The sequence below is a fragment of the Nitrospirillum guanabarense genome (assembly GCF_034653355.1).
In the GTDB taxonomy this organism is placed as follows: Bacteria; Pseudomonadota; Alphaproteobacteria; order Azospirillales; family Azospirillaceae; genus Nitrospirillum.
Genome location: NZ_JAYEER010000001.1, coordinates 904,655 through 927,529 on the forward strand (window position 1 = coordinate 904,655; position 22,875 = coordinate 927,529).

Below are 22,875 nucleotides of genomic sequence, written 5' to 3' on the forward strand. Positions count from 1 at the left end.
ACCGAACCATGCTGACACGGCGCACCCTGTTTCTGTTGATGGGCGGCACGGCGTTGGCCGCCGGCGGTGTGGCCGCATCCCGCGTGGGCGCGCAGCCGGAACCGCCGGCCCCGCCCAGCGCCGACGCCGGCGGCCACCTGCTGTGGCGCAACTGGTCGGGCATCCAGCATTCTTATCCCGCCGGCCGGGCCGCCCCGGCGGACGAGGGTGAACTGGCCGACCTGGTGCGCAAGGCCCCGGGCCCCATCCGCGCCGTGGGCGCCGGCCATTCCTTCATGCCCCTCGTGCCGACGCCCGGCACGCTGGTGACGCTGGACCGTATCGCCGGGTTGGACGGCCATGACGCCGATGCGCTGACGGCCCATGTCCGCGCCGGCACCCGGCTGGCCGACCTGGGCCCCGCGCTCTCCGCCGTGGGCCAAGAGATGCCCAACCTGCCGGACATCAACAAGCAGTCGCTGGCCGGCGCGCTGTCCACCGCCACCCACGGCACGGGCGTCAACCTGATGGCCCTGCACGGCAACGTCCAGGCCTTCCGCCTGGTGACGGCCGATGGCCAGGTGCGTGAGTGCGGTCCAGACCAGAACGCCGACCTGTTCGCCGCCGCCCGGGTGGGGCTGGGCGCCTTCGGCGTCCTGACCCGCGTGACGCTGAAGAACAGCCCGGTGCGCCGGGTGGAACGGCGGGTGTGGCTGCAGCCCCTGGAACAGACCCTGGCGGAATGGCCCACCTTGCAGGGCAAGCACCGCAATGTGGAGTTCTACTACCTGCCCTTCACCGACATGACCGCCGTCATCACCCATGATGAGACGGATGCCCCCGCCACCCCCCGGCCGCCCACCCAGGACAATGACGCGGTCATGAGCCTGAAGGCGCTGCGGGACTGGCTGGGCTGGTCCCCCGCCATCCGCCGCCGTGTGGCCAGGCATGTGCTGTCCGGCCTGGAGCCGGAGCGCGTGGTGTCCGAAAGCTGGCAACTGCTGTCCAACGAACGCCCCATCCGCTTCAACGAGATGGAATTCCACCTGCCGCGCGAGGCGCAGGTGCAGGCGCTGAAGGACGTGATCGAGGCCATCGAGACCCGGCGCTCCGACGTGTTCTTCCCCATCGAGGCCCGGGTGATCGCGCCCGACGACGCCTGGCTGTCGCCCTTCCACGACCGGCCCTCCGGCTCTATCGCCGTGCACGCCTATTACAAGGACGACTACCAGTTCCTGTTCGACGTGGTGGAACCCATCCTGCGGCGCCATGGCGGCCGGCCGCACTGGGGCAAGCTGAACACGCTGAAGACCGCCGACTTCATCGCCCTCTATCCCCGCTTCCGCGACGCCATGGACGTGCGCCGCCAGGTCGATCCGGATGGGCGCTTCCTCAACGACTATCTGCGGGGGGTGTTCACCGATGCGTGACGACTATGGACGGCGGCCCAGCCGCCGGGGCGTGCTGGCGGGCGGCATCGCCGGTGCCGCCGTGGTGGGCGCCGCCGCCCTGGCCTGGCCCGAGGGCGATCACGGCGGCGGCCATGACGCCTATTTCACCGCCCTGTCGGCGGCCTTGACCAAGGCGGGGGTGGCCCAGCCGGTGCTGGTGGTCGACACCACGCGCTTGGACGCCAACATCAAGGCGGTGGGCGACACCCTCGGCAAAGCGGGCAGTCAGGCCAAGGGCCTGCGCATGGTCGTCAAGTCGCTGCCCTGCCACGACCTGCTGGACCGGGTGGCCGCCGGCCTTAAGACCCGGCGCTACATGGTCTTCAACCAGCCCATGCTGGTGGAGATGGCCGGCCGCGCGCCCGACGCCGACGTGCTGATGGGCAAGCCCCTGCCGGTGGCCGCCGCCGCCGCCTACTACGACACGCTGGGTGCGCGGGCGCCGGGGCCGCAGTGGCTGATCGACACGCCGGAACGCCTGGCCCAGTACACCGCGATGGCCAAGGCGCGGGGCGTGGCGCTGAACGTGAATTTCGAGATCGACGTCGGCCTGCACCGCGGTGGCCTGACCGATCCGCAGGCCTTGGCCGCCATGCTGGCGGGCCTGGATCCCACCGTCACCGCCTGCGGCCTCATGGGCTATGACCCCCATGTGGCCAAGATGCCCGGCGTGTTCGACATGCGTGGCAAGGCGCTGGCCCGGGCCAAGGACGTCTACGCCCGCATGGCCGGAGTGTTGAAAGAGAAGGCGCCGCTGAAGGACGGGCAGGCGCCCCACACCTTCAACACGGCCGGCAGCCCCACCTATGCCCTGCACACCGACGACCCGGTGGCGACGGAGGTGGCGGTGGGCTCCGCCTTCGTGAAGCCCACGGACTTCGACATCGATACCCTGGCGCATCACCAGCCCGCCTGTTTCATCGCCACGCCGGTGCTGAAGGTGGCGGAGCCGGGGCTGGTCCCCGGGCTGGAAAGCCTGAGCGGCATCGCCGCTTTCTTCGACCCCAACACGGCCCGCGCCTTCTTCGTACAGGGCGGCCACTGGCTGGCCAACCCGGTGTCGCCGCCGGGCCTGCAGCTCAGCGGCCTCTATGGCCGGTCCAGCAACCAGGAACGCTGGTCGGGCTCCCGCCGCGTGCCGCTGAAGCCGGACGACTGGGTGTTCCTGCGCCCTTCGCAGAGCGAGGCGGTGCTGCTGCAGTTCGGACCGCTGCTGGCTTATGACGGCGCCGCCATAACCGGGCGGTGGCCGGTGTTCGAGATGTCGGCCTAAACGGCTGCATAAGGAAGTTGAGGACCCGGCGGGCACCGGGGCCAAAAAGAAAGAGTGCTAGGGCGGTTGCGCAACGACGGAACCAAAAACAGGGAGCCAACCATGATGCGGATAGGCAAGGCGGGTGTTGGATTCATGCTGCTGGCGGGTGTGGCGCTGGTGGCTTTGCAGGCGCCGGCGCGCGCCCAGTCGGTGGCACCGGCCGACACCGACGGCGTGTTGCAGGAAATCGTGGTCACGGCGCAGAAGCGGGCGGAAAACCTGCAGGACGTGCCGGTCGCCATCACCGCGCTGACGGCCGAAACGCTGGAAAAGACCGGCGTGCGCGACGTGCAGGATCTGCCCGCGCTGACGCCGGGCTTGCAGATCAAGACGTCGGACGCCAGCGCCAACCCCAAGGTCTTCATCCGCGGCGTGGGCCTGAACGACTTCAACGCCAACGCCGCCGGGGCCGTCGGCATCTATATGGACGGGGTCTTCGTCGCCTCCCCCTGGCCCAGTTGGGCCAGTTTTTCGACCTTGAGCGGGTGGAGGTGCTGAAGGGACCCCAGGGGACCCTCTATGGCCGCAACACCACCGGTGGCGCCATCAACATCACGTCGCGTCAGCCGACCTTCGACACCACCAGCGACGGCAGCCTGGAATACGGCCGCTTCAATTCGGTGAAGGCGGAGGCCGGCGTGGGTGGCGCCATCGTCCCCGGCAAGCTGGCGGTGCGCCTGGCCGGCGTCTATGAACGCGACGACGGCGACACCTACAACCGCTACTACAACGACTATGTCAACGCCGTGAACCGCTGGGGCGGGCGCGCCAGCCTGCTGTTCACGCCCAGTGACGACCTCAGCGTCACGGTTCAGTTCCATGGCGGCCAGAACCGGGGCGACAGCCGGTATTTCCAGTCCCGGCCGCTGATTCCGCAGGATGCCGCCGCCGCCGGTCCCGGTGGCCTGTGCGCGCCCGGCTTTTACGCCTCCGGCCTGTGCACCGACGCGCTGGGCTATGCCGACACCGACAACAACCCCTACGCCGGCGCCTACAACGTCAAGGGCCAGGACAAGGTCGACACCTGGGGCGCCTCCGTCAACGTGCGGTGGGACCTGGGCAAGGCCACCCTCTATTCCATCACCGGTTTCGACAGCGCCGAGCGCAGCGATCTGGAGGATACCGACGCCAGCCCCAACAACCTGCTGACCAGCACCTACAAGGCCACGCAGCACGACGTATCCCAGGAATTGCGGGTTGAGGCGCCGCTGGGCGACAAGTGGCGCGGCGTGGCCGGCGCCTATTTCCTGCACGACTATCTGAACACTTCCAGCCAGTACGACATCCTGCGCGACCTGCGCCCGATGTTCGTCACCGACGACAACCCCACCGGCTTCTCGCTGGAAAACAACGTGGCGACGGTGGGCTATCCCTACACGCAGATCAGCGACAGCTACGCCGTCTTCGGGCAGGTGGACTACCAGCTGACCGATAGGATCACCCTGACGGGCGGCCTGCGCTATTCCCAGGACGACAAGGACTTCCGCTACCGCAGCACGGTGGAGCAAGTGGTGGACGTGTTCAGCTACGCCGCCTCCAAATCCTTCGACAGCGTGTCGGGCCGCGCTTCCGTCCAGGTGAAGCCCACCGACGACGTCATGGTCTACGCCAGCTACAATCGCGGCTATAAGAGCGGCGGCTTCTTCGGCGGCTACACCCGCGACCCCGCCGACCTGGCGCCTTATGCCGACGAGACGCTGGACGCTTACGAGGTGGGCGCCAAGACCGAGCTGTGGAACAAGCGCCTGCGCCTGAACGCCGCCGGCTTCTATTACGACTACAGCAACCTGCAGGTCTTCCAGATCGTCACCCGCGACGGCATCCCGACCCAGACCTTCAACAACGCCGCCAATGCCCGCCTCTATGGCGTGGACGCCGATGTCACCCTGGTGCCGCTGAAGGGGCTGGAGATCAGCCTGGGCGGCGAATACCTCAACAGCGAATACCAGAACTATGTCTCGGAAGGGGAAAGCCTGTCCGGCAATCGCCTGCCCTCCGCGCCGCGCTGGACCCTCAGTGGCCTGGTCAGCTATGACCAGCCGCTGGACGGATCCAACGGCAAGGAGGCCGGCACGCTGAACGCCAGCGTCAACGTCTCCTACCGTTCGCTGGTTTATTTCGACAGCCACAACCTGACCCGGCTCAGCCAGTCCGGCTATTGGCTGACGGATGCGCGGCTGGGCTGGACCGCGCCCAACGGCACCATCAGCCTGGGTCTGTGGGTGCGCAACCTGTTCGACCAGACCTACATCATGGATATCAACAACCTGGACAGCTTTGGCTTGGATTCCATCAGCATGGGTTCCCCCCGCCGCTTCGGCGGGTACTTGAGTTGGCATTTTTAAGTGCCCACGGCGGGCGCGGCCATCCGGCCGCTTGCCTTCCCCGTTTTCCAGTCCGCTACGCTCGCCGGAAAACTGCGGGGGCCGGCGGTCGTCGGCCTGAGAAAAGCGAAAGGTGGAGGAGTGGAATGATGGCGGTGGAGCAGGGGGGTGACGACCTGGCGGCGGTGACCCGGGCCTTCGACCGGCTGCGCGTGGCGGCGCGGCAGGATCCCTATCCACCGGCGGAGCGGCGGCGGGACCAGCTGGCCGCGCTGGAGTGGGCGCTGATCCGTCGCCAGGATGCGCTGGTCCAGGCGGTGGATGCCGACTTCGGCGGCCGCCTGGCGCATGAGACGCTGTTCGCCGAGATCTTCGTGTCGTTGGAAGGGCTGCGCCACGCCCGCCGGCATTTGGCGGGCTGGATGCGGCCCTGCCGCCGCTCGGTACCCTTGACCCTGGGCCCCGGTCGCGCCTGGGTGCAGCCGCAGCCCCTCGGCGTGGTGGGCGTCATCGCGCCCTGGAACTATCCGCTGTTCCTGGCGCTCGGCCCCCTGACCGGGGCGCTGGCCGCCGGCAACCGGGTGCTGCTGAAGCCGTCGGAACTGACGCCCCGCACCACGGCCCTGATCGCCGACATCGTGGCGGAGGCGGCGGGGACCGACACCGCCACCGTCGTTTCCGGCGGGGCGGAGGTGGGGGCCCATTTCGGCCGCCTGCCCTTCGACCACATCCTGTTCACCGGGTCCACCCGCGTGGGGCGCCTGGTGATGAAGGCGGCGGCGGAGAACCTGACGCCCGTCACCCTGGAATTGGGCGGCAAGTCGCCGGCCCTGGTCCTGCCCGATGCCGACCTGACCTCGGCGGCCACGGACATCGCCTATGGCAAGTTCACCAACGCCGGCCAGACCTGCGTGGCGCCCGACTACGCCCTGGTGCCGCGCGCCCGGGTCGAGGATTTCGTGGCGGCCCTGGGCCAGGCTGTGCCGAGCTACTTCCCCGCGGGGGAAGGGGCCAGCGCCATGTCCGCCGTCTTCGGTGACGCCGGCCGCCGCCGCATGGCGGATCTGGTGGCGGAGGCCAAGGCGCGGGGGGCGACAGTGCGGGAATTGGGACCGCCGGTGCCAGGACTGACCATCGGCCCCGCCGTGGTGCTGGACCCGCCCGAGGACATCACCCTGCAGCGGGAGGAGATCTTCGGGCCCGTCCTGCCCATCGTGCCCTACGACGATGTCGACCGGGCGCTGGACTATGTGCGCGACCGGCCCCGGCCGCTGGCTTTCTATCTGTTCGGCCGCGACCGCGCCCTGATCGACCGGGTGTTGAGGACCACGGCCGCCGGCGGCGTGGTGGTCAACGACACCCTGATCCACGTGGCGGTGGAGGATCTGCCCTTCGGCGGCGTCGGCCCCAGCGGCATGGGCCGCTATCACGGTCGCGACGGCTTCGACACCTTCAGCCACCTGAAGGCCGTGTTCGACCGCAAGGGCCCCCGCCTGGACCGCCTGGCCCGCCCGCCCCTGAAGCCCCTGCACCGCTGGCTGACCAGGCTGTTGATCGGGGGGTAGGCGCTGGCGTCGGTGGCGTCCGCACCCTATCTTCGGGGCATGCTGAGAAGGGTGCTCCAAATCCGCGCGCGGTTCGTTTTAGCCCTGCTGCTCCCGCTGCCGCCGGCCGCCGGGGCCCGCGCGGACGTGTGGGACTACGCGCGCTCCGCCGGGCCCATCATCGGCCAGGCCAAGGCCTGCGGCGCGGCGGTGGCGCGCACCGACCATGCCTCCGACCAGGTGCGGGAGCTGCTGGACCTGACGGCGCCCAACCCGGACGAGCGCCGCAAGGTGGGGGAGATGTTCGACTTCCTGGTCAACACCGCCGTCACCATGCAGAACCAGGCGCCCAGCCGCGATGAGTGTCCTGAGGCGCTGGCGACGTTCGCCGACCTGGAACGGCGCTTGCCGTTGTGGCGGGAGGTATTGGGCCCGCGCAAGCCGTAGGTGAATATTTCCCACGGGGAATCATCGATTGCGGGGATGTAATATAATCGTGCAATCGGGCGCACGGATCCGGGGTGGCGAACCGCCCCGATCACGCCTGAACCGGTGGCGCCGGGCCATGTGGAACAACGGCCTGGACCTCCGGGGTTCAAGCTCCCCAGCCTGGCTGCGCCAGGGACAGGCCGTCCTCCAGACCGGGCCCCACGCTCAGCGTTTCGGTGCGGTTGCGGCCCGTGTCCTTGGCGCGGTACAGCGCCTGGTCGGCCGCCGTCACCAGTTCCTCCCACACATGGCCGTCGGCCCCCAGCGTGGCGACGCCGATGCTGACGGTGCAGCGCACTGTTCCCTGCGGTCGATCGAGGGCGATGGTCGCCACCAGCTGGCGCACCCGCTCCGCCGCCGCCCAGGCATCCTCCAGCCCGGTTTCGGGCAGCAGGGCCATGAATTCCTCTCCGCCCACGCGGGCCAGGATGTCGCTGCGCCGCAGCTCCCGCGTCAGGCAATCGGCCACGGCCACCAGCAGGGCGTCACCCGTGCCGTGGCCCCAGCGGTCGTTCACCGCCTTGAAATGGTCGATGTCGATCATCAGCAGCGACAGCGTCCGGTGGTGGCGTAGCGCGCGCGACACCTCCATCTCGCCCGCTGACCATAGCACCCGGCGGTTGGCCACGCCGGTCAGCGGGTCCTGCCGGGCCTGCTGCATCAGTTCGGAATCCAGGCGCCGGCTGATCATCCACAGATAACCGTTGGTGACGGTGGTGGTGACGCAGATGATGACCAGACGGGTCGCCACCTTCATGGCGTGGGGCTCCTGCATGGTCCCCTCCCAGTCGATCACCAGGGCCCAGCCGGCGCGCGCCAGGGCCAGCAGCGCCCAGGCCGCGTAGAGGGCGGCGGTGACGGTGGCGGCGGGGCACAGATCCCGCTCCGCGTGCCGCAACAGGTGCCAGGCGATGGCGGCCGACAGCGTGGCGAAGAACAGGCTGCTGACCAGGATTCGGCCCCGGCTTTCCGGCGCCCCCACCGTGAACCACAGGAATATGGCCGCCAGCAGCGCGCCCAGGGCCAGCACCGCCCAGGTGTCGTGCGCCGGTCGGCCCAGGAAGCGGGCCACGCCGACATAGGCCAGGCCATAGCCGGTGAAAATCAGGAAATGGCTGGACACCAAGGCCAGTCCGGGCGGCAGCCAGTCCAACTGGTTGGCCAGGGCCAGGCCCGCGGCCTGCGCGAAGCCGGACCCCGCCCAATAGGACAGGCCCGCCTGGCGGGGCAGGGACAACGCTGCCATCAACAGGCACAGGGCCGCCACGGTCTGCAGCAGCGTGTTGACGACCAGCAGGCTGGGGATGTCCAGATCCACCGACGCGCCCTCCCACCCAGGGGGACGGCCCCGGCCGGTGCCGGGGCCTAACCGCGCCTAAGATACGGGAGGTTCTTTCCACCTACAATGGTACGAAGGTTCGGCCTGGCCGAATCTTCCGGTTAGGTCAATGGCTTAGAGGGCAGGTGGTTTATTTGTGGTTCATGCGGGACCCTGTTCCACCGATACCACTCCGGGCGTTCAGGCGGCCGTCAATGTCACGCCGGACAATTCCTGCAGCGTTTCCAGGCTCAAGCCCTGGCACAGCTCGCGCACGGCGAAACCGCCTTCGGTCAGGTCCAGAACCGCCAGATCGGTGTAGACGCGGGTGACGCAGCCCAGGCCGGTCAGGGGATAGCTGCAGCGGTGCACCAGCTTGGACTGCCCGTCCTTGGTCAGGTGTTCCATCATCACGAATACCTGGCGGGCACCCACGGCCAGATCCATGGCGCCGCCCACCGCCGGGATGGCGCCGGGTTTGCCGGTGGACCAGTTGGCGATGTCGCCGTTCTCCGCCACCTGGAAGGCGCCCAGGATGGCGATGTCCAGGTGCCCGCCCCTCATCATGGCGAAAGACAGGCTGTGGTCGAAGAAGGCGCCGCCGTCCAGCAGGGTCACCGGCTGCTTGCCGGCGTTGATCAGGTCCGGATCCACGGCATCGGCGGCGGGCGAAGGCCCCATGCCCAGGATGCCGTTCTCGCTGTGCAGCAGGATTTCCTTGTTGGGCGACAGGTGGTTGGCCACCAGTTCCGGCATGCCGATGCCGATGTTGACGACGGCGCCGTCCTCGATGTCGTTGGCGATGCGGGCGGCCATCTGGTCGCGGGTCCACGCGACGTACTTGGGGGGCGTATGGGTCATGATGGAATTCCTGGCGATCAAGCGGCGGCGCGGGCGGCCTTGCCCACGGCCACCACGCGGCTGACGAAAATCCCGGGCAGGGCGATGGCTTCCGGGTCCAGGGCGCCCAGTTCCACGATCTCCTCCACCTGGGCGACCGAGATCCTGGCGGCGGAGGCCATGATGGGGCCGAAGTTGCGGGCGGTCTTGCGGAACACCATGTTGCCCCAGCGGTCGGCCAGCCGGCCCTTGATCAGGGCGACGTCGGCGTGGATGGGATATTCCAGGACGTAGCCGCGCCCGTCGATGACGCGGGCCTCCTTGCCCTCCGCCAGCGGCGTGCCGTAGCCCGTGGGGGTGAAGAAGCCGCCGATGCCGGCACCCGCGGCGCGGATGCGCTCCACCAGATTGCCCTGGGGCACCAACTCCAGTTCCACCTTGCCTGCGCGGTACAGTTCATCGAAGACGAAGCTGTCGGTCTGGCGGGGGAAGGAGCAGATGACCTTGCGCACCCGCCCCGCCGCCAGCAATGCCGCCAGGCCGGTGGTGCCGTTGCCGGCGTTGTTGCTGACCACGGTCAGGTCCCGGGACCCCTGCTCGATCAGGGCGTCCACCAGTTCCATGGGCATGCCGGCGTTGCCGAAGCCGCCCACCATGATGGTGGCGCCATCGGGCACGTCGCTCAGCGCTTCCAGGGCGGAAGTACGGATTTTAGATAACATCGGTTTTTATTCCTCAAACGCCGGCGGGGCATCCGCCCCTTGGTTTGTCCTCGGTTTCCAGTCCGCTATGCTCCCCGGAAGCCTGCGGCGGCCCCAGTCGGGGCCTCGTCGCTACGCTCCGGTGTGCTTAAGGGCCCGGGGGTGGTCAGACCCGTTCGATGACGCTGGCGATGCCCTGGCCCACGCCGATGCACATGGTGCACAGGGCGCGCCTGGCGTCCGATCCCGCCAGCTCATGGGCGGCGGTGGCGACCAGGCGGGCGCCGGACATGCCCAGGGGGTGGCCCAGCGCGATGGCGCCGCCGTTGGGGTTCACCCGCGCGTCGTCATCGGCGATGCCCAACTGGCGCAGCACGGCGATGCCCTGGCTGGCGAAGGCCTCGTTCAGCTCGATCACGTCCAGGTCGGCGACCGTCAGGCCCAGGCGGGCCAGCAGCTTGCGCGTGGCCGGCGCCGGGCCGATGCCCATGATGCGCGGTGGCACGCCGGCGGTGGCGGCTCCGACGAAGCGGGCCAGCGGCGTCAGGCCGTACTTGCGCACCCCCCCGCTGGAGGCCAGCAGCAAGGCGGCGGCCCCGTCGTTGACGCCGGACGCGTTGCCGGCCGTCACCGTGCCCTCGGCCTTCACGACACCCTTCAGCTTGGCCAGCGCTTCCAGCGTGGTGTCGGGGCGGGGGTGCTCGTCCACCGACACAACCTTGGGGTCGCCCTTGCGCTGGGGGATGGTGACGGGAACGATCTCGCGTTCAAAACGGCCCCGGGCCCGGGCGGTGCCGGCTTTTTTCTGGCTGGCGATGGCGAAGGCGTCCTGGTCGGCGCGGGAAACGCCGAAATCCTCGGCCACGTTCTCGCCCGTCTCCGGCATGCTGTCGACGCCGTAGGCCGCCTTCATCGCCTTGTTGACGAAGCGCCAGCCGATGGTGGTGTCGAAGATCTCGGCCTTGCGGGAAAAGGCGTCCTCCGCCTTGCCCATGACGAAGGGCGCGCGCGACATGCTCTCCACCCCCCCGGCGATCATCAGGTCCGCCTCACCCAAAGCCACGACGCGGGCGGCGATGGCCACCGCGTCCATGCCCGACCCGCACAGCCGGTTGACGGTGGTGCCGCCCAGGCCCACGGGCAGGCCCGCCAGCAGCAGCGCCATGCGGGCCACGTTGCGGTTGTCCTCCCCCGCCTGGTTGGCGCAGCCGAAGACGACGTCACCCACCGCGTCCCAATCCACCTGGGCGTTCCGCGCCATCAGCGCCCGCAGGGGCACGGCCGCCAGATCGTCGGCGCGCACCGATGACAAGGCACCGCCGTAGCGCCCGATGGGGGTCCGGATCGCGTCGCAGATGAAGACTTCAGTCATGAACACGCACTCCTTCGTCATCGCGAAGGAAGGGGGCCTGGCTGGTGCCCGGCGGCGGCCGTCCTGTCGGCGGCCCCGCCCCTGGGCACTGTCGGCTGTCCCCTCCCCGGGGAAGTCGGCGGCGGCTTTTTTCCAGCAACCGCATCTTTTTGTTCGTATAGCGCACAAATGTCCGTATAATGAACATCACAATGAACCTGGCGCACCGGCCTGTCAACGGCCCGTGGGGGTGGCGCGCCTGCGTGGTGGGGAATGCGGCGGATGACCGAGATGGACGTCGAGACGGGTGACGAGGGGGGTGAGTTCGTACGCGCCCTGGCGCGTGGCCTGTCGGTGATCGAGGCCTTTGGCGCGACCCACACACCCATGACCCTGTCGCAGGTGGCCAAGCGCGCGGACGTGACCCGCGCCACCGCGCGGCGCCTGCTGCACACCCTGTGCGCGCTGGGCTACGTCGCCTTTGATGGCAAGCTGTTCAGCCTGCGGCCCAAGGTGCTGAACCTGGGCCTGGCCTACCTGTCGTCCCTGACCCTGACGGGGGTGGCCCAGCCCTTCATGCAGGAACTGGTGGGCCGGGTGCAGGAATCCTGCTCCATCTCCGTGCTGGACGGCATGGACATCGTCTACGTCGCGCGCGTGCCCATGAAGCGCATCATGTCCATCGAGATCAGCATCGGCACCCGCCTGCCCGCCGCCCGCACCTCCATGGGCCGGGTGCTGCTGTCGGCCCTGCCGGATGCCGATCTGGACGCCATCCTGGCCGCCACGCCGGACATCAAGGCGGACGCGGTCAAGTCCGCCGTGCACCAGGCCGGCCGCCAAGGCTGGGCCCTGGTGAACCAAGAACTGGAGGAGGGCTTGCGCTCCATCGCCGTTCCCATCCGCGGCCGGGGCGGGGCCGTGATCGCTGCCATGAACGTCAGCACCCATGCTTCGCGGGTCAGCGAGGCGCAGTTGCGGGAAGAGTTCCTGCCGGCGCTACAGGCCACGGCGGCGGCAATCTCCCACGCCCTCAGTTTCGCCTGATCGTCACTTCCGCTTAGGCCCATAGCGCTTGCGGGGCGCGCCCCGGAAGCCGGCCTTGGGTTTGTTCGGGCCTTCGCCGGCCGCTCGCGCCCGGCTGCGCATGGCCAGGACCTGGGCCAGGCGTTCGGCCACGGCGGCGCGACGCTCGGTGACGGCCTCGCGGTCGGGGAAGTAGCTGGAGAACTTGCGGGTCGCCCAGTAATAGAGGTCGCAGATGCGCGACTGCGCCTCCAATCCCAAGTCGTCCAGGCTGTCGATGCGCTTGCCCGCCACGCTGTCCAGCGGCAGGGGCTGCTCCCGCTCCAGCGCGCGGCAAATGCCGTAGACCAGATCGGCGTCGGTCTCGCGGTCCAGGTCGGCCGGCATGAACAGCAGGGTCAGGCGGCGGTCGAAGTCCAGGCGGCGGGCGTCCAAGGCCACGGCCATCTTGCGCACCGGCGCCAGGTCGGCCAGGGCGTAGGGCGACCCCTTGGTGTCGGCGGCGGCGAAGCAGTCGACCAGGGGCACCAGCCGGTCGGTGCCGACGTAGGTCGCCAGGCGTTCCATCATGGCGCGGGTGGGCCGCAGGGTCAGCGACATGGCGGCGTGAACCTTCTCGTCCGCCGCCTTGTACATGTGGCGCAGGGCGTTGGGGCTGCCGCGCCCGACCACGCCGTATTCCCCGACCTCGAACTTGCCGTAGCGACCGGCGCGGCCGGCGATCTGCCGCACCTCCGACCCCGACAGGGGCCGCACCTCATGCCCGTCGAACTTCTCCAGGCTGGTGAACAGCACCCGGCGCACCGGCAGGTTCAGGCCCATGCCGATGGCGTCGGTCGCCACTACCACGTCGGCTTCGCCGGTGGTGAAGCGCTCCGCCTCGCGCCGGCGCACCTCGGGCGCCAGGGCGCCATAAATCACGGCGGCGCTCAAGCCTCGTGCGCGGATTGTTTCGCGTACGGAATGAACTTCGCGCCGGGAAAAGGCGATCAGCGCGTCGCCCGCCTGAACGTCGCTCCACTCCAACCGGCGGTCGATCAGCTTCAGCGGCGTCTTGCGCTCCAGCTCCACCACCTCCAACGGTTCGCCCAGGTACTGGGCCATGCGCTCCACCACCGGGCGGATGTCGGGGGAGCCCAGCAGGTACACCGTCTCCGCCGGCACGCCCACCAGGGCGGCCGACCAGGCCCAGCCGCGCTCGGCGTCCGCCAGCATCTGGACCTCGTCGATGACGGCCACGTCCAGGCGGCTTTCGGGGTCCAGCATCTCCACCGTGGAGGCGGTGATGCGGGCGCCGGGAACGCGGATCTCCTCCTCGCCCGTCACCAGGTTGGCGGCCACGCCCTCCTTGTTCAGACGGTCCATGATCTCCAGCGCCAACAGGCGCAAGGGCGCCAGATAGGCGCCGCTGCGGGCGTCCTTCAGGGCCTGCATGGCGCGGTGGGTCTTGCCGGAATTGGTCGGCCCCACCACCAGCACCAGGCGCCGGGGCATGCTGCGCGCCAGGGGGAACAGGTCCTCATAGCGCTTCAGGTCGAAATGGCTGTCGACGAAGCTGCGGCCCCGGGCGTGGATGCGGTCCTGGGCCCAGGCTGCCACCTCCCGCTCCCACCGGCGCAGGACGGAGGGGGCGTCCGTCAGGTGGTGGGTGGCGCGCCACAGCCGGTCACGGATTTCGGCCAGGGCCTCGGCGTCGCTTGACACCTCCGCCTCGATCTCGGCCAGGCGGCGGGCCAGGCTGCTTTCAGCGTCGCGCCGACGCCCGTTCAGCTTGTCGTCGATGCTGACCAGGTCGACCAGCGCCGCGCCGTCCAGGTCGGACAGTTCGCCGACGGAGAAGGTGCGGTCGACATTCAGGCGGTAGGGATGGGGGAAACCAGGCAGCCGCAGTTCCAGCCGCTGGCTGACGCGCACGCGGTCCGGCACGATGGCGGGGGTGATCTCAAATCCGGCCTCCCGCAAGGGCGGGCGGGCGGCGGCCAGCAGGGCGGGGCGGACCACGGCTTCCGACGCGCGGCGCTGGATGACGCCCAACAACTCTTCCTGCCGCGCCTCCTCCACCCACACCTGTTCCTTGTCGGGGAAGACCAGCGGCAAGGGCACCAGCCCCATGGCAGCCGCCTGCCGGGGGCGCACCAAGCCCAGCTGGGCCAAGGTGGCGCAGCCTTCCTCCGTCGTGGCGACGGCCAGCAGCAGGTCGGGATCCCAGCTGTGGGATTCGGAATCGGGGACGTGCGGGGTGGTGTCGGGCGTCATCGCAGCGAGAAAGACCGGAAAGAACAGGACGTTCCGCCTTTATGGGCCGCCGGGCCGCCGCCGTCCACCCGTCTTGGGCCCGCCCCGGTTCAGCGTGCGCCAGCCAGCGCCCGGTCAAAGGCGGCGATCAGGTCGTCACCCACCGTCTGCGCGCACATGATGCGCCCGGCGCCCACGGCGGACAGCTCGGGGAAGTGAACGGCAGCGATCTCCGACGGGTCGATCCCCGCCGAGACGGCTGCCGCCTTGGCGTCCTCCGAACCAGAGACGATGGTGTAGTCCACATGTCCCGACGCGATCATCTTCACCAAGTCCGACGGCGTACCCCGGATGGGACGGACGTGGCTGGCCTCTTCCGCCGTCATGGCGTCTATGATCGGCCCCTTGGACGCGCCCAGCATGCTGCCATAGATACGGGTCTTATCGCGCAGCAAGGCCTGGATTGAGGGATAGGCCTTGATCCAGTCCGCGTTCTTCTTGGTGATCACCACCCAGTCGATCTGCGGGAAGATGGGGTCGGTGAACTTGAATCGCGTCTCGCGATCCGGTGTCTTGATGACGTTGGGGGTGCACGCCGCCCGGCCATCCTGCAAATCCGCCAGGATGCGGTTGCGGGGGATGGGCCCCAGCCAGCTGATTTCATAGCCGGCTTTGGTGGCCAACGCCTCCACCCGGGCGGCGATGGGGCCGCGCACGGCCGCGCCATCCGAAGCGCCCTGCAGGAAGGGACCCACGTCAGGATATAAAAATTGAATAACAGGCTTGCCACTGGGCTGATCCATGGAGCTGGACACGCCGGTGCCGCTCGCGATAACGCTTAAGAACAAGCTGCCAATTAAACTGGCGGTGGCGCCCACGGGTCAGGCCCCCAATCGACGGAAAAGAGCGATAGGATGGGTCATTTCTGCCTACCCGCCAAGAGACGTTATTGCCCGCCGACAATAATAATATTGCCGGCGACTGCGTCGCCACTTCCCTAATAACTCAAATCTTAACGGATTAACAACGGCTTGCCGTTTCAGGATCTTTAAACTGTCCTGATGGTAGAGAGCATAAAAACTGGCCCAGGTTTTGCTTTCCATCATCCCTGCGTACCGGCGGGATTGTCCCGCTCGGCGCATCGATGGGGGAAAATCCATGTCTTTCAAGAAGATCGTTATGGCGTGCCTGGTCCTGGTCGGTGTCGGCGTCTATGCCACCAGCCACATGACGGCTGAGCGCAAGGTCGCCATGGTCAGCCCGATCGAGTGCCAGGGCTGCGAACCCTGGTGAGGGCCGGCCTTACGTTCGTACCAGGCGCCGGCTCGTCCGGCGCCACAGCAAAACGGCCGCCCTTTGGGGCGGCCGTTTCTATGACCGGTGATGGAATGGCCGGTTTTACTTGACGGCGCCGTCCTTGGGCGCGTCCTCCGCCACCGTCACGGCGTCGCCGTCGTTCAGCATGGTGTTGGGGTTCAGCACCACGCGGTCCTTGTCGCTGACGCCGCCCACCACCTCGACCGTGGTGTTGAATTCGCGTCCCAGGGTCACGGGGTGGAAGCGCACCTTGCCCTCGCCATCGATGACGGCGACGCGCTTGCCTTCCGGGCGGGTGACGATGGTGTTCACCGGCAGGGCCAGCACCTGGGCACCGGCCTCGGGGAAGTGGGCGTTGCCGCGCATGCCGGCCGGGATGGTCAGGTCAGGATTGGGCAGGTCGGCCTCGACCCGCATCGTGCCGCTGGTGCTGTCGACCGCGTGTGAGATGCGCACCACCTTGGCCGGGAAGGTGCGGCCCGGGAACTCCACGAAGCTGGCGTCCACCGCGGCACCCACCGCCACGGCCGGCACCTGGCCCTGGGGCACGTCGATGACCAGGCGCAGATGGTCCTGGCGCGACACCTGGTACAGGGCCTTGCCGCTGCTGGCGTCGGCCACCACCAGGTCGCCCTGTTCCACCAGGCGCTGGGTGATGATGCCGTCAATGGCCGTCGTCACCGTCTTGTAGGCGGTCAGCTGCTCCAGCCGTTTCACGTTGGCGATCGCGGCCTCCAGGTCGGCCTGGGCGGCGTTCAGGGCGGACTTGCGGGTGTCATAGGTCTCGCGCGTCACCCAGCCGTCGCCCAGCAGGGACTTGGACCGGCTGTAGTTGGACTTGGCCAGGGCCAGGTTGGCTTCCGCCTGGTGCTGCGAGGCGCGGGCCTGCATCAGCTGCTGGTCCTGGTCGGGCGCCTCGATGACGGCCAGGGTCTGGCCAGCCTTCACCACGTCGCCGATGTCCACCAGGCGCTTGCCGATGTAGCCGGAGACGCGGGCGTAGACGGTGTATTCCGTCAGGGCCTGGGTCTGGGCCGGCAGCAGCAGCCCGTCGGACGACTTCACGGGCTTGGGGTTGGTGGTCTTCACCTGCAGGGGTGCCTGCGGCCGGGCTTCCGGCGGTGCCTTGGTGCCGCTGGCCAGGTGGGGGGCAGACACCAGGCCGATGGCGGCCAGGGCCACGGCGGCGGTGCCCAGCATCCAGGACCGGCGGCGGACGGTGGTCTTAGGGGCGGCGCTCATAATCATCAGACTCCTAAAATCACTCGGCGGCCGAGCCGGCGGGAACGGTGGTGGTGGCAAGCACGGCATGGCGCCGGCGATGCAGCAGGACGTACAATGCTGGAACCGCCAGCAGGGTCATGGGGGTGGAGAACAGCAGGCCGCCCATCACCGCGCGGGCCAGGGGGGCGTTCTGCTCGCCACCCTCGCTCAGCGCCAGGGCCATGGGGATCATGCCCAGCACCATGGCCAGCGCCGTCATCATGACGGGGCGTAGGCGGGCGCCGCCGGCCTCCGCCATGGCGTCCAGGGGTGTCAGGCCCTGTTCGCGCCGCTGGTTGGCGAAGGACACCATCAGCACGCTGTTGGCGGTGGCGACACCGATGACCATGATCATACCCATCAGGGCCGGCTCGCTGAAGGTGGTGCCGGTGAGCAGCAGCATGACGGCGCCGCCCAGGATGGCAGCCGGGGTGGCCCCCAGCACGATCAGCGGGTCCAGCCATGACTGGAAGTTCACCACCATCAGCATGTAGACGAAGACCACGGCCAGGGCCATGCCGGCGGCGATGTCGCCGTAGGCCTGTTCCATGGTCTTGATCTGGCCGCCCATCTCGATGCGGTTGCCGGGCTTCAGCTGCGGGCGCACGGCCTCGATGGCGGCCTTGATATCGCGGCTGACCGATCCCAGGTCGCGGCCCGAGACGTTGGCGATGACGTCATAGCGGGGCGCGAAGGAGGTGCGGCTGATGTCCGCGGCCACCTTGGTCGGCACCAGCTTGGCCACGTTGCGCAGCAGTACCGGCGTCGTCACCCGCGTGGAATGGATGGGCGTGTTCAGCAGATCCTCGGCGGAGGCCATCAGGCGCTGCGGCGACTGCACCACGACCGGGTAGATGACCAGCGAGTTGACGTCCATCCAGTAGCTGGGATTGACCACGCCCGAGGACGCCAGCGACACCAGCACCTCCTGCGCCACGTCGTTCTGGGTCAGGCCCAGCTCGGCCGCGCGGGCCCGATCGACCTCGATGCGGTAGGCCGGGGTGGCGGTCACCTGGCGCAACGTCACGTCCACCAGGCCGGGGATGTTCTTGAAGCGCTGGCGCAGATCCTCCGCGATCAAGGCGTTGGGCGCGCGGGCCGTGCCGATGATGCGGATGTCGATGGGGGTGGGCACGGCGCCGTTCAGGATCTGGCTGGTGATGTCGCCGGGCTTCTGGAAGATCTCCACGCCCGGGTAATCCTTGGCCACCATGGCGCGGATCTGCTCGACATACTCGTGGGTGGGCCGCGACCGCTTCTCGGTCAGGGCGCCCAGGATCTCACCGTCGGCGGAGCTGACCGTGACGCTGTCGGTCAGGCCCAGGTTCACCGGGTCGGGCAGGCCGATGTTGTCGATGATCAGGCCCAGTTCCTCTGGCGGGATGATCTTGCGGATGGACCGCTCGATGGCGCCGAACTGACGCGACGCTTCCTCCAGCCGGGTGCCGGCGGGGGTGCGGACGTGCAGGCGGAACTGGCCGGCGTCGACCTCGGGGAAGAAGTTGGTGCCGACGAAGGGGATGGTGGCGGCGGCGCAGACCAGCAGCACCACAGCGAAACCGGTTACCATCCACGGCCGTGACAGGCCGCCGCCCAGCACCCTCAGGTACCGCTGGCGCAGGCCCTCGAAGCCGCGCTCGAATCCGGCATGGAAGCGCGCCCAGGCGCCGGCCAGGCCGGTCGGGGGCGCAACGTGGCCATGGTTGCCCTCCTCGCCATGGCCGTGGCCGCGCAGTTCCGCCGGCAGCAGCCAGGCGGCCATGGCCGGGACCAGGGTCCGCGACAGCACGTAGCTCATCAGCATGGAGGAGATGACGGCCAGCGCCAGGGGCGAGAACAGGTACTTGGCGATACCGTGCAGGAAGAAGATGGGCACGAACACGATGCAGATGCACAGCGTCGAAACCAGGGCCGGGAAGGCCACCTCGTCCGAGCCTTCCAGGATGGCCTGGCGCAGCGGCTTGCCCATGCCGATGTGGCGGTGGATGTTCTCGATGGCCACGGTGCCGTCGTCCACCAGGATGCCGATGGCCAGCGCCAAGCCGCCCAGGGTCATGACGTTCAGGGTGTGGCCCGCCATGGACAGCACGGCCACGGCCGTCAGGATGGACAGTGGGATGGAGGTCAGCACGATGGCCGTGCTGCGCCACCCGCCCAGGAACAGCAGGATCAGGATGGCCACCAGCGCGCCCACGATCAGGCCTTCGTGCTGGATGCCCTCCATGGCGTGCTTGATGAAGGTGGTCTGGTCGAACAGCGGTTCAATGCGCATGCCGGCCGGGGCCGCCTTGCGGATTTCCGGCAGGCGGCGCATGACCTCGTCCACCACCGCCAGGGTGCTGGCGCCCCCCAGCTTCATGATGGTCAGCAGCACGGCGGGCTGGCCGTCCGCGTGCACGACATTCGTCTGCACGGCGGCGCCGTCGCGGACATTGGCCACGTCGCGCATGAACACGGTGCGGCCGTTCACATCGCGCAGGGGGATGTCGTTGAAGGTGTCGACGGCGATGGGCGAGCTGTTCAGGCCCACCTGGTATTCGGTGTCGCCGATCTTGGCGGTGCCGGAGGGCAGGTTCAGGTTCTGGGCGGTGATGGCCTTGTTGACGTCGTTGGGCGTCAGGCCATAGCTGCGCAGCTTGTCCGGGTTGATGTCGACCATGATCTGGCGCGCGTTGCCGCCATAGGGCAGGGGCAGGCGCATGCCTGGGATGTCGCTGATCTGCGACCGGATGGTGATGCGGCCATAGTCGTACAGCTGCGCCTCCGACATGGTGTCGGACGACAGCGCCAGCTGCAGGATGGGCACGGAGGACCGGCTGTACTGCACGATCAGCGGCGGCTGCGTGCCGGTCGGCATGCGCTTCAGGATGGTCTGGCAGATGGCGGAAATCTGCGAGATGGCCAGGTCGATGTTCACGCCCGGCTGGAACGTGGTGCGGATGATGCCCACGCCGTTGGACGTCTCGGACTCCACCTCGGCCACGTTGTCGGCGGTGTTGATGATGGCCAGTTCACCGAAGGCGGTGATCTTGCCCGTCATTTCCTGGGCATCCAGGCCCGAGTAGCTCCACACCACCGTGACCGTGGGGATCTCCACCTCGGGAAAGATGTCCGTGGGCATCCGGAACAGGCTCAACACGCCCAGCAGCGTGATCAGGCCGGCCAGCACGGCGAAACTATAAGGGCGCCTCAGGGCGTAGGCGACGATCCACATGGGGGCGGGGCTCCGGCAATGCGATGCGGAAGAATGCAACGCTACGCCCAGGGGCCGGGGTCGCCCCCCGCCCGGCACAGCCCGGAATAATTAACGCGCTTACGGGATGAGGGGAACCTACTTCGATACGCAACGGTTCGAATTTAGGCATGCCGCGACCAATCGCCGCCAATTCGCAAAACTGTGGCCTGCGTCACTGCGTCCGATGATGGAGGGTTGTAGCTGCGGTCAGCCCTGGATCGCCAAGCCCTCCCTGGGGACGTTCTCGGCCGCGTCCTGCCGCCCGGCGGCGGGGCGGTCGGACAGCGACGGCACCCAACGGACCACCACATACAGGCCGAAACCGCAGGCCAGCAGCGGCTTGAACCACGTGGCGGTCGCCAGGTGCATGCCCCGCGTCCAGACGTGGGTGGTCAGCGCGAAGCATAGCAGCACCAGCACCCAGCCCAGGGCGCGGTTGCGACGGACATGGAATTCCCAGCCCGCCAGGGCGCCGGCGACCAGCGCCATGTCGCCGAAATGGCCCAGCACCGTGCGCGGGTTGAACAGCAGCAGATAGGTCACGATCAGCGCCGCCACGGTGGCGCTGGCCCGGTGCGCGGTCAGGCGGCCGACGGCGCCACGGGCCAGGATCAGAACGGCGATGCCCGCCAGGACGCGGATGACGGTCTGCGCCATCAGGTCCAGCGGCAGGCCCAGGGTGGCCAGGCCATTGGCGAAGTCATGCCAGACACCGCCGCCGGGGTTGGCGCTGCTCATGGTCTTGCGCACCAGCTGGCCATATTCGCCCAGGGCGTAGCCGGGGTCCCAATGCGCCAGGGGCAGGGCCAGGGCCGCCGCCAGCCACAGCGCCAGAGACAGGCGCAGGCGCGGCCACAGGGCGAAGGCCAGCATCACCAGGGCCAGGGCCTGGGGCTTGAAGGCCCCCGCCAGCACCAGCAGGAAGGCGGCGCGGCGCCAGCGGCCCTCCGCCACGTCGGCCAGGCCGGCCAGCATCAGGCCCAGCATCAGGAATTCCGTTTGCGCGCCACGCAGATCCACCACGCCGATGGGCAGGGCCGCCAGCAGGGCCACGCCGAACACGCGTTGCCAGTCGGCCCCCCGCGGGTCCGCCGGCGCCAGCAGCCGGCACAGCCGGGCCACCCCCCACCAGCACATGGCCAGCAGGCTCAGGCGCCACAGGGCATCGCCCAGCAGGGGGGAAGATAGGCCCAGGGGGTGAACAGCACGGCGCTGGACGGCAGGTAGAGGAAGCCATTGATGCCGTCCTCGTATATCTCCGCGCCTTGCCACCAGGCCCACGTGGCCTCGGCATAAATGTGGAATTCCGAAACGAACCGTCCACTTATCACCTGGGCCTCGATGGCCACCAGGGCGGCCGTCCAAAGGGCAAGGCCGAAGACCAGCGGGCGGGCCAGGGAAGGGAAGGACAGGCGAACCATGCTGGGGATTAACCTATCTCATAGGTAATAGGCTCTATGGTCTATGCCTAACACCTTTGCGCTCAAGGTCAAGCCCTAAGGCCTAGCCATTGCGCATTTATGATAAAATGTCGCGACACCGCCCTTGCCGGGTACGGGGTGTTTGCCGTAAGGCTGCCTTCGCCGACGGTTCCGCAGGCCCGCCTGTGGATGAAAAGGGAACGTGGTGGGGGTGCCTGGCACCCGACTCCACGGCTGCCCCCGCAACTGTGAACGGTGAGCGCCGCCCCTCCCCTGGTCATGGGGGAATGGCCACTGGGTTCCTTCCGGAGCCTGGGAAGGCCGGGCCGGTGCCGTGACCCGTGAGCCAGGAGACCTGCCGTCGGTGATGTTGGTCGCGGGCGGGGTGTCCCGGCGGAACCGGTCAGCGGCGGTGCGGGCCTCGTGACCCCGCGGCCCCTCGGTCTCGTCGACAGCGCAATCCCATCCTTCCGGCGGGTCTTGGCCTTTGGTACCACCGGTGCCTGACACCGGATGGGATGGGAACCGACGAATGACGCATGAGCACAAGGCCGTCCCAGGCATCACCCTGGTCCTGGGTGGCGCCCGCTCCGGCAAAAGCCGCTTCGCCGAAGGGCTGGTGACCGCCCTGCCGGGTCCCTGGACCTATATCGCCACCGCCCAGGCCTGGGACGACGAGATGCGCGACCGCATCCGCCAGCACCAGGCCGACCGCGCGTCGGGCTGGACGACGGTGGAGGTGCCGCTGGACCTCGGGGGCGTGCTGGCCGCCCATGGCCATGGGCCCGTGCTGGTCGACTGCCTGACCCTGTGGCTGACCAACGTCATGCTGGCCGACCGGGACGTTCCCGCCGCCATGACCGCGCTGCAGGCGGCGCTGGCCGCCTGCGCCGGCCCCATCGTGCTGGTTGGTAATGAGGTGGGCATGGGCATCGTGCCGGAGAACGCATTGGCCCGCGCCTTCCGCGACCACGCCGGACGCCTGCACCAGCGTTTGGCGGCCATGGCGTCGCAGGTCTTCCTGACGGTGGCGGGCCTGCCCCTGAAAGTGAAATAAGGGTGAAGG

Annotated in this window: 19 protein-coding genes and 1 riboswitch; of the genes, 9 read left to right on the forward strand and 10 right to left on the reverse strand. The window is 68.7% G+C overall.

Features of this window, described 5'->3' with window-relative positions; genetic code table 11:
* The first annotated feature begins 8 nt into the window (after window positions 1–8).
* From UAA55_RS03745 to UAA55_RS03770, 6 genes are all read left to right on the forward strand, one after another.
* Entirely contained in the window at window positions 9–1,409 is a 1,401-nt protein-coding gene (locus tag UAA55_RS03745) for a D-arabinono-1,4-lactone oxidase (RefSeq protein ID WP_322951324.1), read from the forward strand.
* Window positions 1,402–2,703 carry an alanine racemase gene (locus UAA55_RS03750; protein WP_322951325.1) on the forward strand — a complete coding sequence of 434 codons (1,302 nt, stop codon included), beginning with the start codon at window positions 1,402–1,404 and terminating at the stop codon, window positions 2,701–2,703. The genes UAA55_RS03745 and UAA55_RS03750 overlap by 8 nt, the downstream gene beginning before the upstream one ends.
* Before the next feature lie 102 nt (window positions 2,704–2,805).
* Entirely contained in the window at window positions 2,806–3,243 is a 438-nt protein-coding gene (locus UAA55_RS03755) for a TonB-dependent receptor plug domain-containing protein (protein ID WP_322951326.1), read from the forward strand.
* Window positions 3,237–5,090, forward strand: coding sequence for a TonB-dependent receptor (locus UAA55_RS03760; RefSeq protein WP_322951327.1), 1,854 nt, complete (start codon window positions 3,237–3,239; stop codon window positions 5,088–5,090). The genes UAA55_RS03755 and UAA55_RS03760 overlap by 7 nt, the downstream gene beginning before the upstream one ends.
* 125 nt (window positions 5,091–5,215) lie before the next feature.
* Complete coding sequence (locus tag UAA55_RS03765; RefSeq protein WP_322951328.1) at window positions 5,216–6,634, forward strand: coniferyl aldehyde dehydrogenase; 1,419 nt, start codon at window positions 5,216–5,218, stop codon at window positions 6,632–6,634.
* Between the two features lie 51 nt (window positions 6,635–6,685).
* Window positions 6,686–7,060, forward strand: coding sequence for a hypothetical protein (locus UAA55_RS03770; protein ID WP_322951329.1), 375 nt, complete (start codon window positions 6,686–6,688; stop codon window positions 7,058–7,060).
* A 148-nt stretch (window positions 7,061–7,208) separates the two neighbouring features.
* Here UAA55_RS03770 and UAA55_RS03775 read toward each other — a convergent pair whose 3' ends face one another.
* The 4 genes from UAA55_RS03775 to pcaF form a co-directional block, all read right to left on the reverse strand.
* A complete protein-coding gene (locus tag UAA55_RS03775; RefSeq protein WP_322951330.1) occupies window positions 7,209–8,420 on the reverse strand; it encodes a GGDEF domain-containing protein in 1,212 nt (403 codons plus the stop codon).
* Window positions 8,421–8,621: 201 nt separating this feature from the next.
* Window positions 8,622–9,281, reverse strand: a complete 660-nt coding sequence (locus UAA55_RS03780; RefSeq protein WP_322951331.1) for a 3-oxoacid CoA-transferase subunit B — start codon at window positions 9,279–9,281, stop codon at window positions 8,622–8,624.
* A gap of 17 nt (window positions 9,282–9,298) precedes the next feature.
* Window positions 9,299–9,982 carry a 3-oxoacid CoA-transferase subunit A gene (locus UAA55_RS03785; RefSeq protein WP_322951332.1) on the reverse strand — a complete coding sequence of 228 codons (684 nt, stop codon included), beginning with the start codon at window positions 9,980–9,982 and terminating at the stop codon, window positions 9,299–9,301.
* A gap of 145 nt (window positions 9,983–10,127) precedes the next feature.
* Window positions 10,128–11,333, reverse strand: a complete 1,206-nt coding sequence (gene pcaF, locus UAA55_RS03790) for a 3-oxoadipyl-CoA thiolase (RefSeq protein ID WP_322951333.1) — start codon at window positions 11,331–11,333, stop codon at window positions 10,128–10,130.
* A gap of 261 nt (window positions 11,334–11,594) precedes the next feature.
* Here pcaF and UAA55_RS03795 point away from each other — a divergent pair, with 261 nt between their 5' ends.
* On the forward strand, window positions 11,595–12,359 hold the full coding sequence (locus tag UAA55_RS03795; protein ID WP_322951334.1) for an IclR family transcriptional regulator domain-containing protein: 765 nt from the start codon (window positions 11,595–11,597) through the stop codon (window positions 12,357–12,359).
* A gap of 3 nt (window positions 12,360–12,362) precedes the next feature.
* Here UAA55_RS03795 and UAA55_RS03800 read toward each other — a convergent pair whose 3' ends face one another.
* Both UAA55_RS03800 and UAA55_RS03805 read right to left on the reverse strand, forming a co-directional pair.
* The gene (locus UAA55_RS03800) at window positions 12,363–14,594 is read right to left on the reverse strand and encodes a helicase-related protein (protein WP_322951335.1); all 2,232 of its coding nucleotides are present in this window, start codon (window positions 14,592–14,594) and stop codon (window positions 12,363–12,365) included.
* Between the two features lie 89 nt (window positions 14,595–14,683).
* On the reverse strand, window positions 14,684–15,289 hold the full coding sequence (locus UAA55_RS03805; protein ID WP_322951336.1) for a substrate-binding periplasmic protein: 606 nt from the start codon (window positions 15,287–15,289) through the stop codon (window positions 14,684–14,686).
* A gap of 442 nt (window positions 15,290–15,731) precedes the next feature.
* On the opposite strand from UAA55_RS03805, the gene UAA55_RS03810 reads away from it, so the two are divergent.
* The gene (locus UAA55_RS03810) at window positions 15,732–15,866 is read left to right on the forward strand and encodes a hypothetical protein (protein ID WP_322951337.1); all 135 of its coding nucleotides are present in this window, start codon (window positions 15,732–15,734) and stop codon (window positions 15,864–15,866) included.
* Between the two features lie 105 nt (window positions 15,867–15,971).
* Here the strand turns inward: UAA55_RS03810 and UAA55_RS03815 are convergent, their stop codons facing one another.
* The 4 genes from UAA55_RS03815 to UAA55_RS03830 all read right to left on the reverse strand — a co-directional run bounded on the left by UAA55_RS03815 (window position 15,972) and on the right by UAA55_RS03830 (window position 21,809).
* Window positions 15,972–17,132 (reverse strand): efflux RND transporter periplasmic adaptor subunit, encoded by a 1,161-nt coding sequence (locus tag UAA55_RS03815; RefSeq protein WP_322951338.1) that lies wholly within the window; start codon window positions 17,130–17,132, stop codon window positions 15,972–15,974.
* 19 nt (window positions 17,133–17,151) lie between these two features.
* Window positions 17,152–20,367, reverse strand: coding sequence for an efflux RND transporter permease subunit (locus UAA55_RS03820; protein ID WP_322951339.1), 3,216 nt, complete (start codon window positions 20,365–20,367; stop codon window positions 17,152–17,154).
* 228 nt (window positions 20,368–20,595) lie between these two features.
* A complete protein-coding gene (locus UAA55_RS03825; RefSeq protein WP_322951920.1) occupies window positions 20,596–21,642 on the reverse strand; it encodes a glycosyltransferase 87 family protein in 1,047 nt (348 codons plus the stop codon).
* Window positions 21,537–21,809, reverse strand: coding sequence for a hypothetical protein (locus UAA55_RS03830; protein ID WP_322951938.1), 273 nt, complete (start codon window positions 21,807–21,809; stop codon window positions 21,537–21,539). The genes UAA55_RS03825 and UAA55_RS03830 overlap by 106 nt, the downstream gene beginning before the upstream one ends.
* Before the next feature lie 149 nt (window positions 21,810–21,958).
* A riboswitch (cobalamin riboswitch) is annotated at window positions 21,959–22,186 on the forward strand.
* A gap of 155 nt (window positions 22,187–22,341) precedes the next feature.
* Here UAA55_RS03830 and cobU point away from each other — a divergent pair.
* A complete protein-coding gene (cobU, locus tag UAA55_RS03835) occupies window positions 22,342–22,866 on the forward strand; it encodes a bifunctional adenosylcobinamide kinase/adenosylcobinamide-phosphate guanylyltransferase (protein ID WP_322951340.1) in 525 nt (174 codons plus the stop codon).
* Window positions 22,867–22,875 lie beyond the last annotated feature (9 nt).

Coding starts and splice junctions, on each gene's coding strand:
- UAA55_RS03750 (WP_322951325.1), top strand. CDS start 1,402: ATGCGTGACGACTATGGACGGCGGCCCAGCCGCCGGGGCGTGCTGGCG.
- UAA55_RS03800 (WP_322951335.1), bottom strand. CDS start 14,594: ATGACGCCCGACACCACCCCGCACGTCCCCGATTCCGAATCCCACAGC.
- pcaF (WP_322951333.1), bottom strand. CDS start 11,333: ATGACTGAAGTCTTCATCTGCGACGCGATCCGGACCCCCATCGGGCGC.
- cobU (WP_322951340.1), top strand. CDS start 22,342: ATGACGCATGAGCACAAGGCCGTCCCAGGCATCACCCTGGTCCTGGGT.
- UAA55_RS03780 (WP_322951331.1), bottom strand. CDS start 9,281: ATGACCCATACGCCCCCCAAGTACGTCGCGTGGACCCGCGACCAGATG.
- UAA55_RS03830 (WP_322951938.1), bottom strand. CDS start 21,809: ATGGTTCGCCTGTCCTTCCCTTCCCTGGCCCGCCCGCTGGTCTTCGGC.
- UAA55_RS03765 (WP_322951328.1), top strand. CDS start 5,216: ATGATGGCGGTGGAGCAGGGGGGTGACGACCTGGCGGCGGTGACCCGG.
- UAA55_RS03795 (WP_322951334.1), top strand. CDS start 11,595: ATGACCGAGATGGACGTCGAGACGGGTGACGAGGGGGGTGAGTTCGTA.
- UAA55_RS03745 (WP_322951324.1), top strand. CDS start 9: ATGCTGACACGGCGCACCCTGTTTCTGTTGATGGGCGGCACGGCGTTG.
- UAA55_RS03785 (WP_322951332.1), bottom strand. CDS start 9,982: ATGTTATCTAAAATCCGTACTTCCGCCCTGGAAGCGCTGAGCGACGTG.
- UAA55_RS03815 (WP_322951338.1), bottom strand. CDS start 17,132: ATGAGCGCCGCCCCTAAGACCACCGTCCGCCGCCGGTCCTGGATGCTG.
- UAA55_RS03820 (WP_322951339.1), bottom strand. CDS start 20,367: ATGTGGATCGTCGCCTACGCCCTGAGGCGCCCTTATAGTTTCGCCGTG.
- UAA55_RS03755 (WP_322951326.1), top strand. CDS start 2,806: ATGATGCGGATAGGCAAGGCGGGTGTTGGATTCATGCTGCTGGCGGGT.
- UAA55_RS03810 (WP_322951337.1), top strand. CDS start 15,732: ATGTCTTTCAAGAAGATCGTTATGGCGTGCCTGGTCCTGGTCGGTGTC.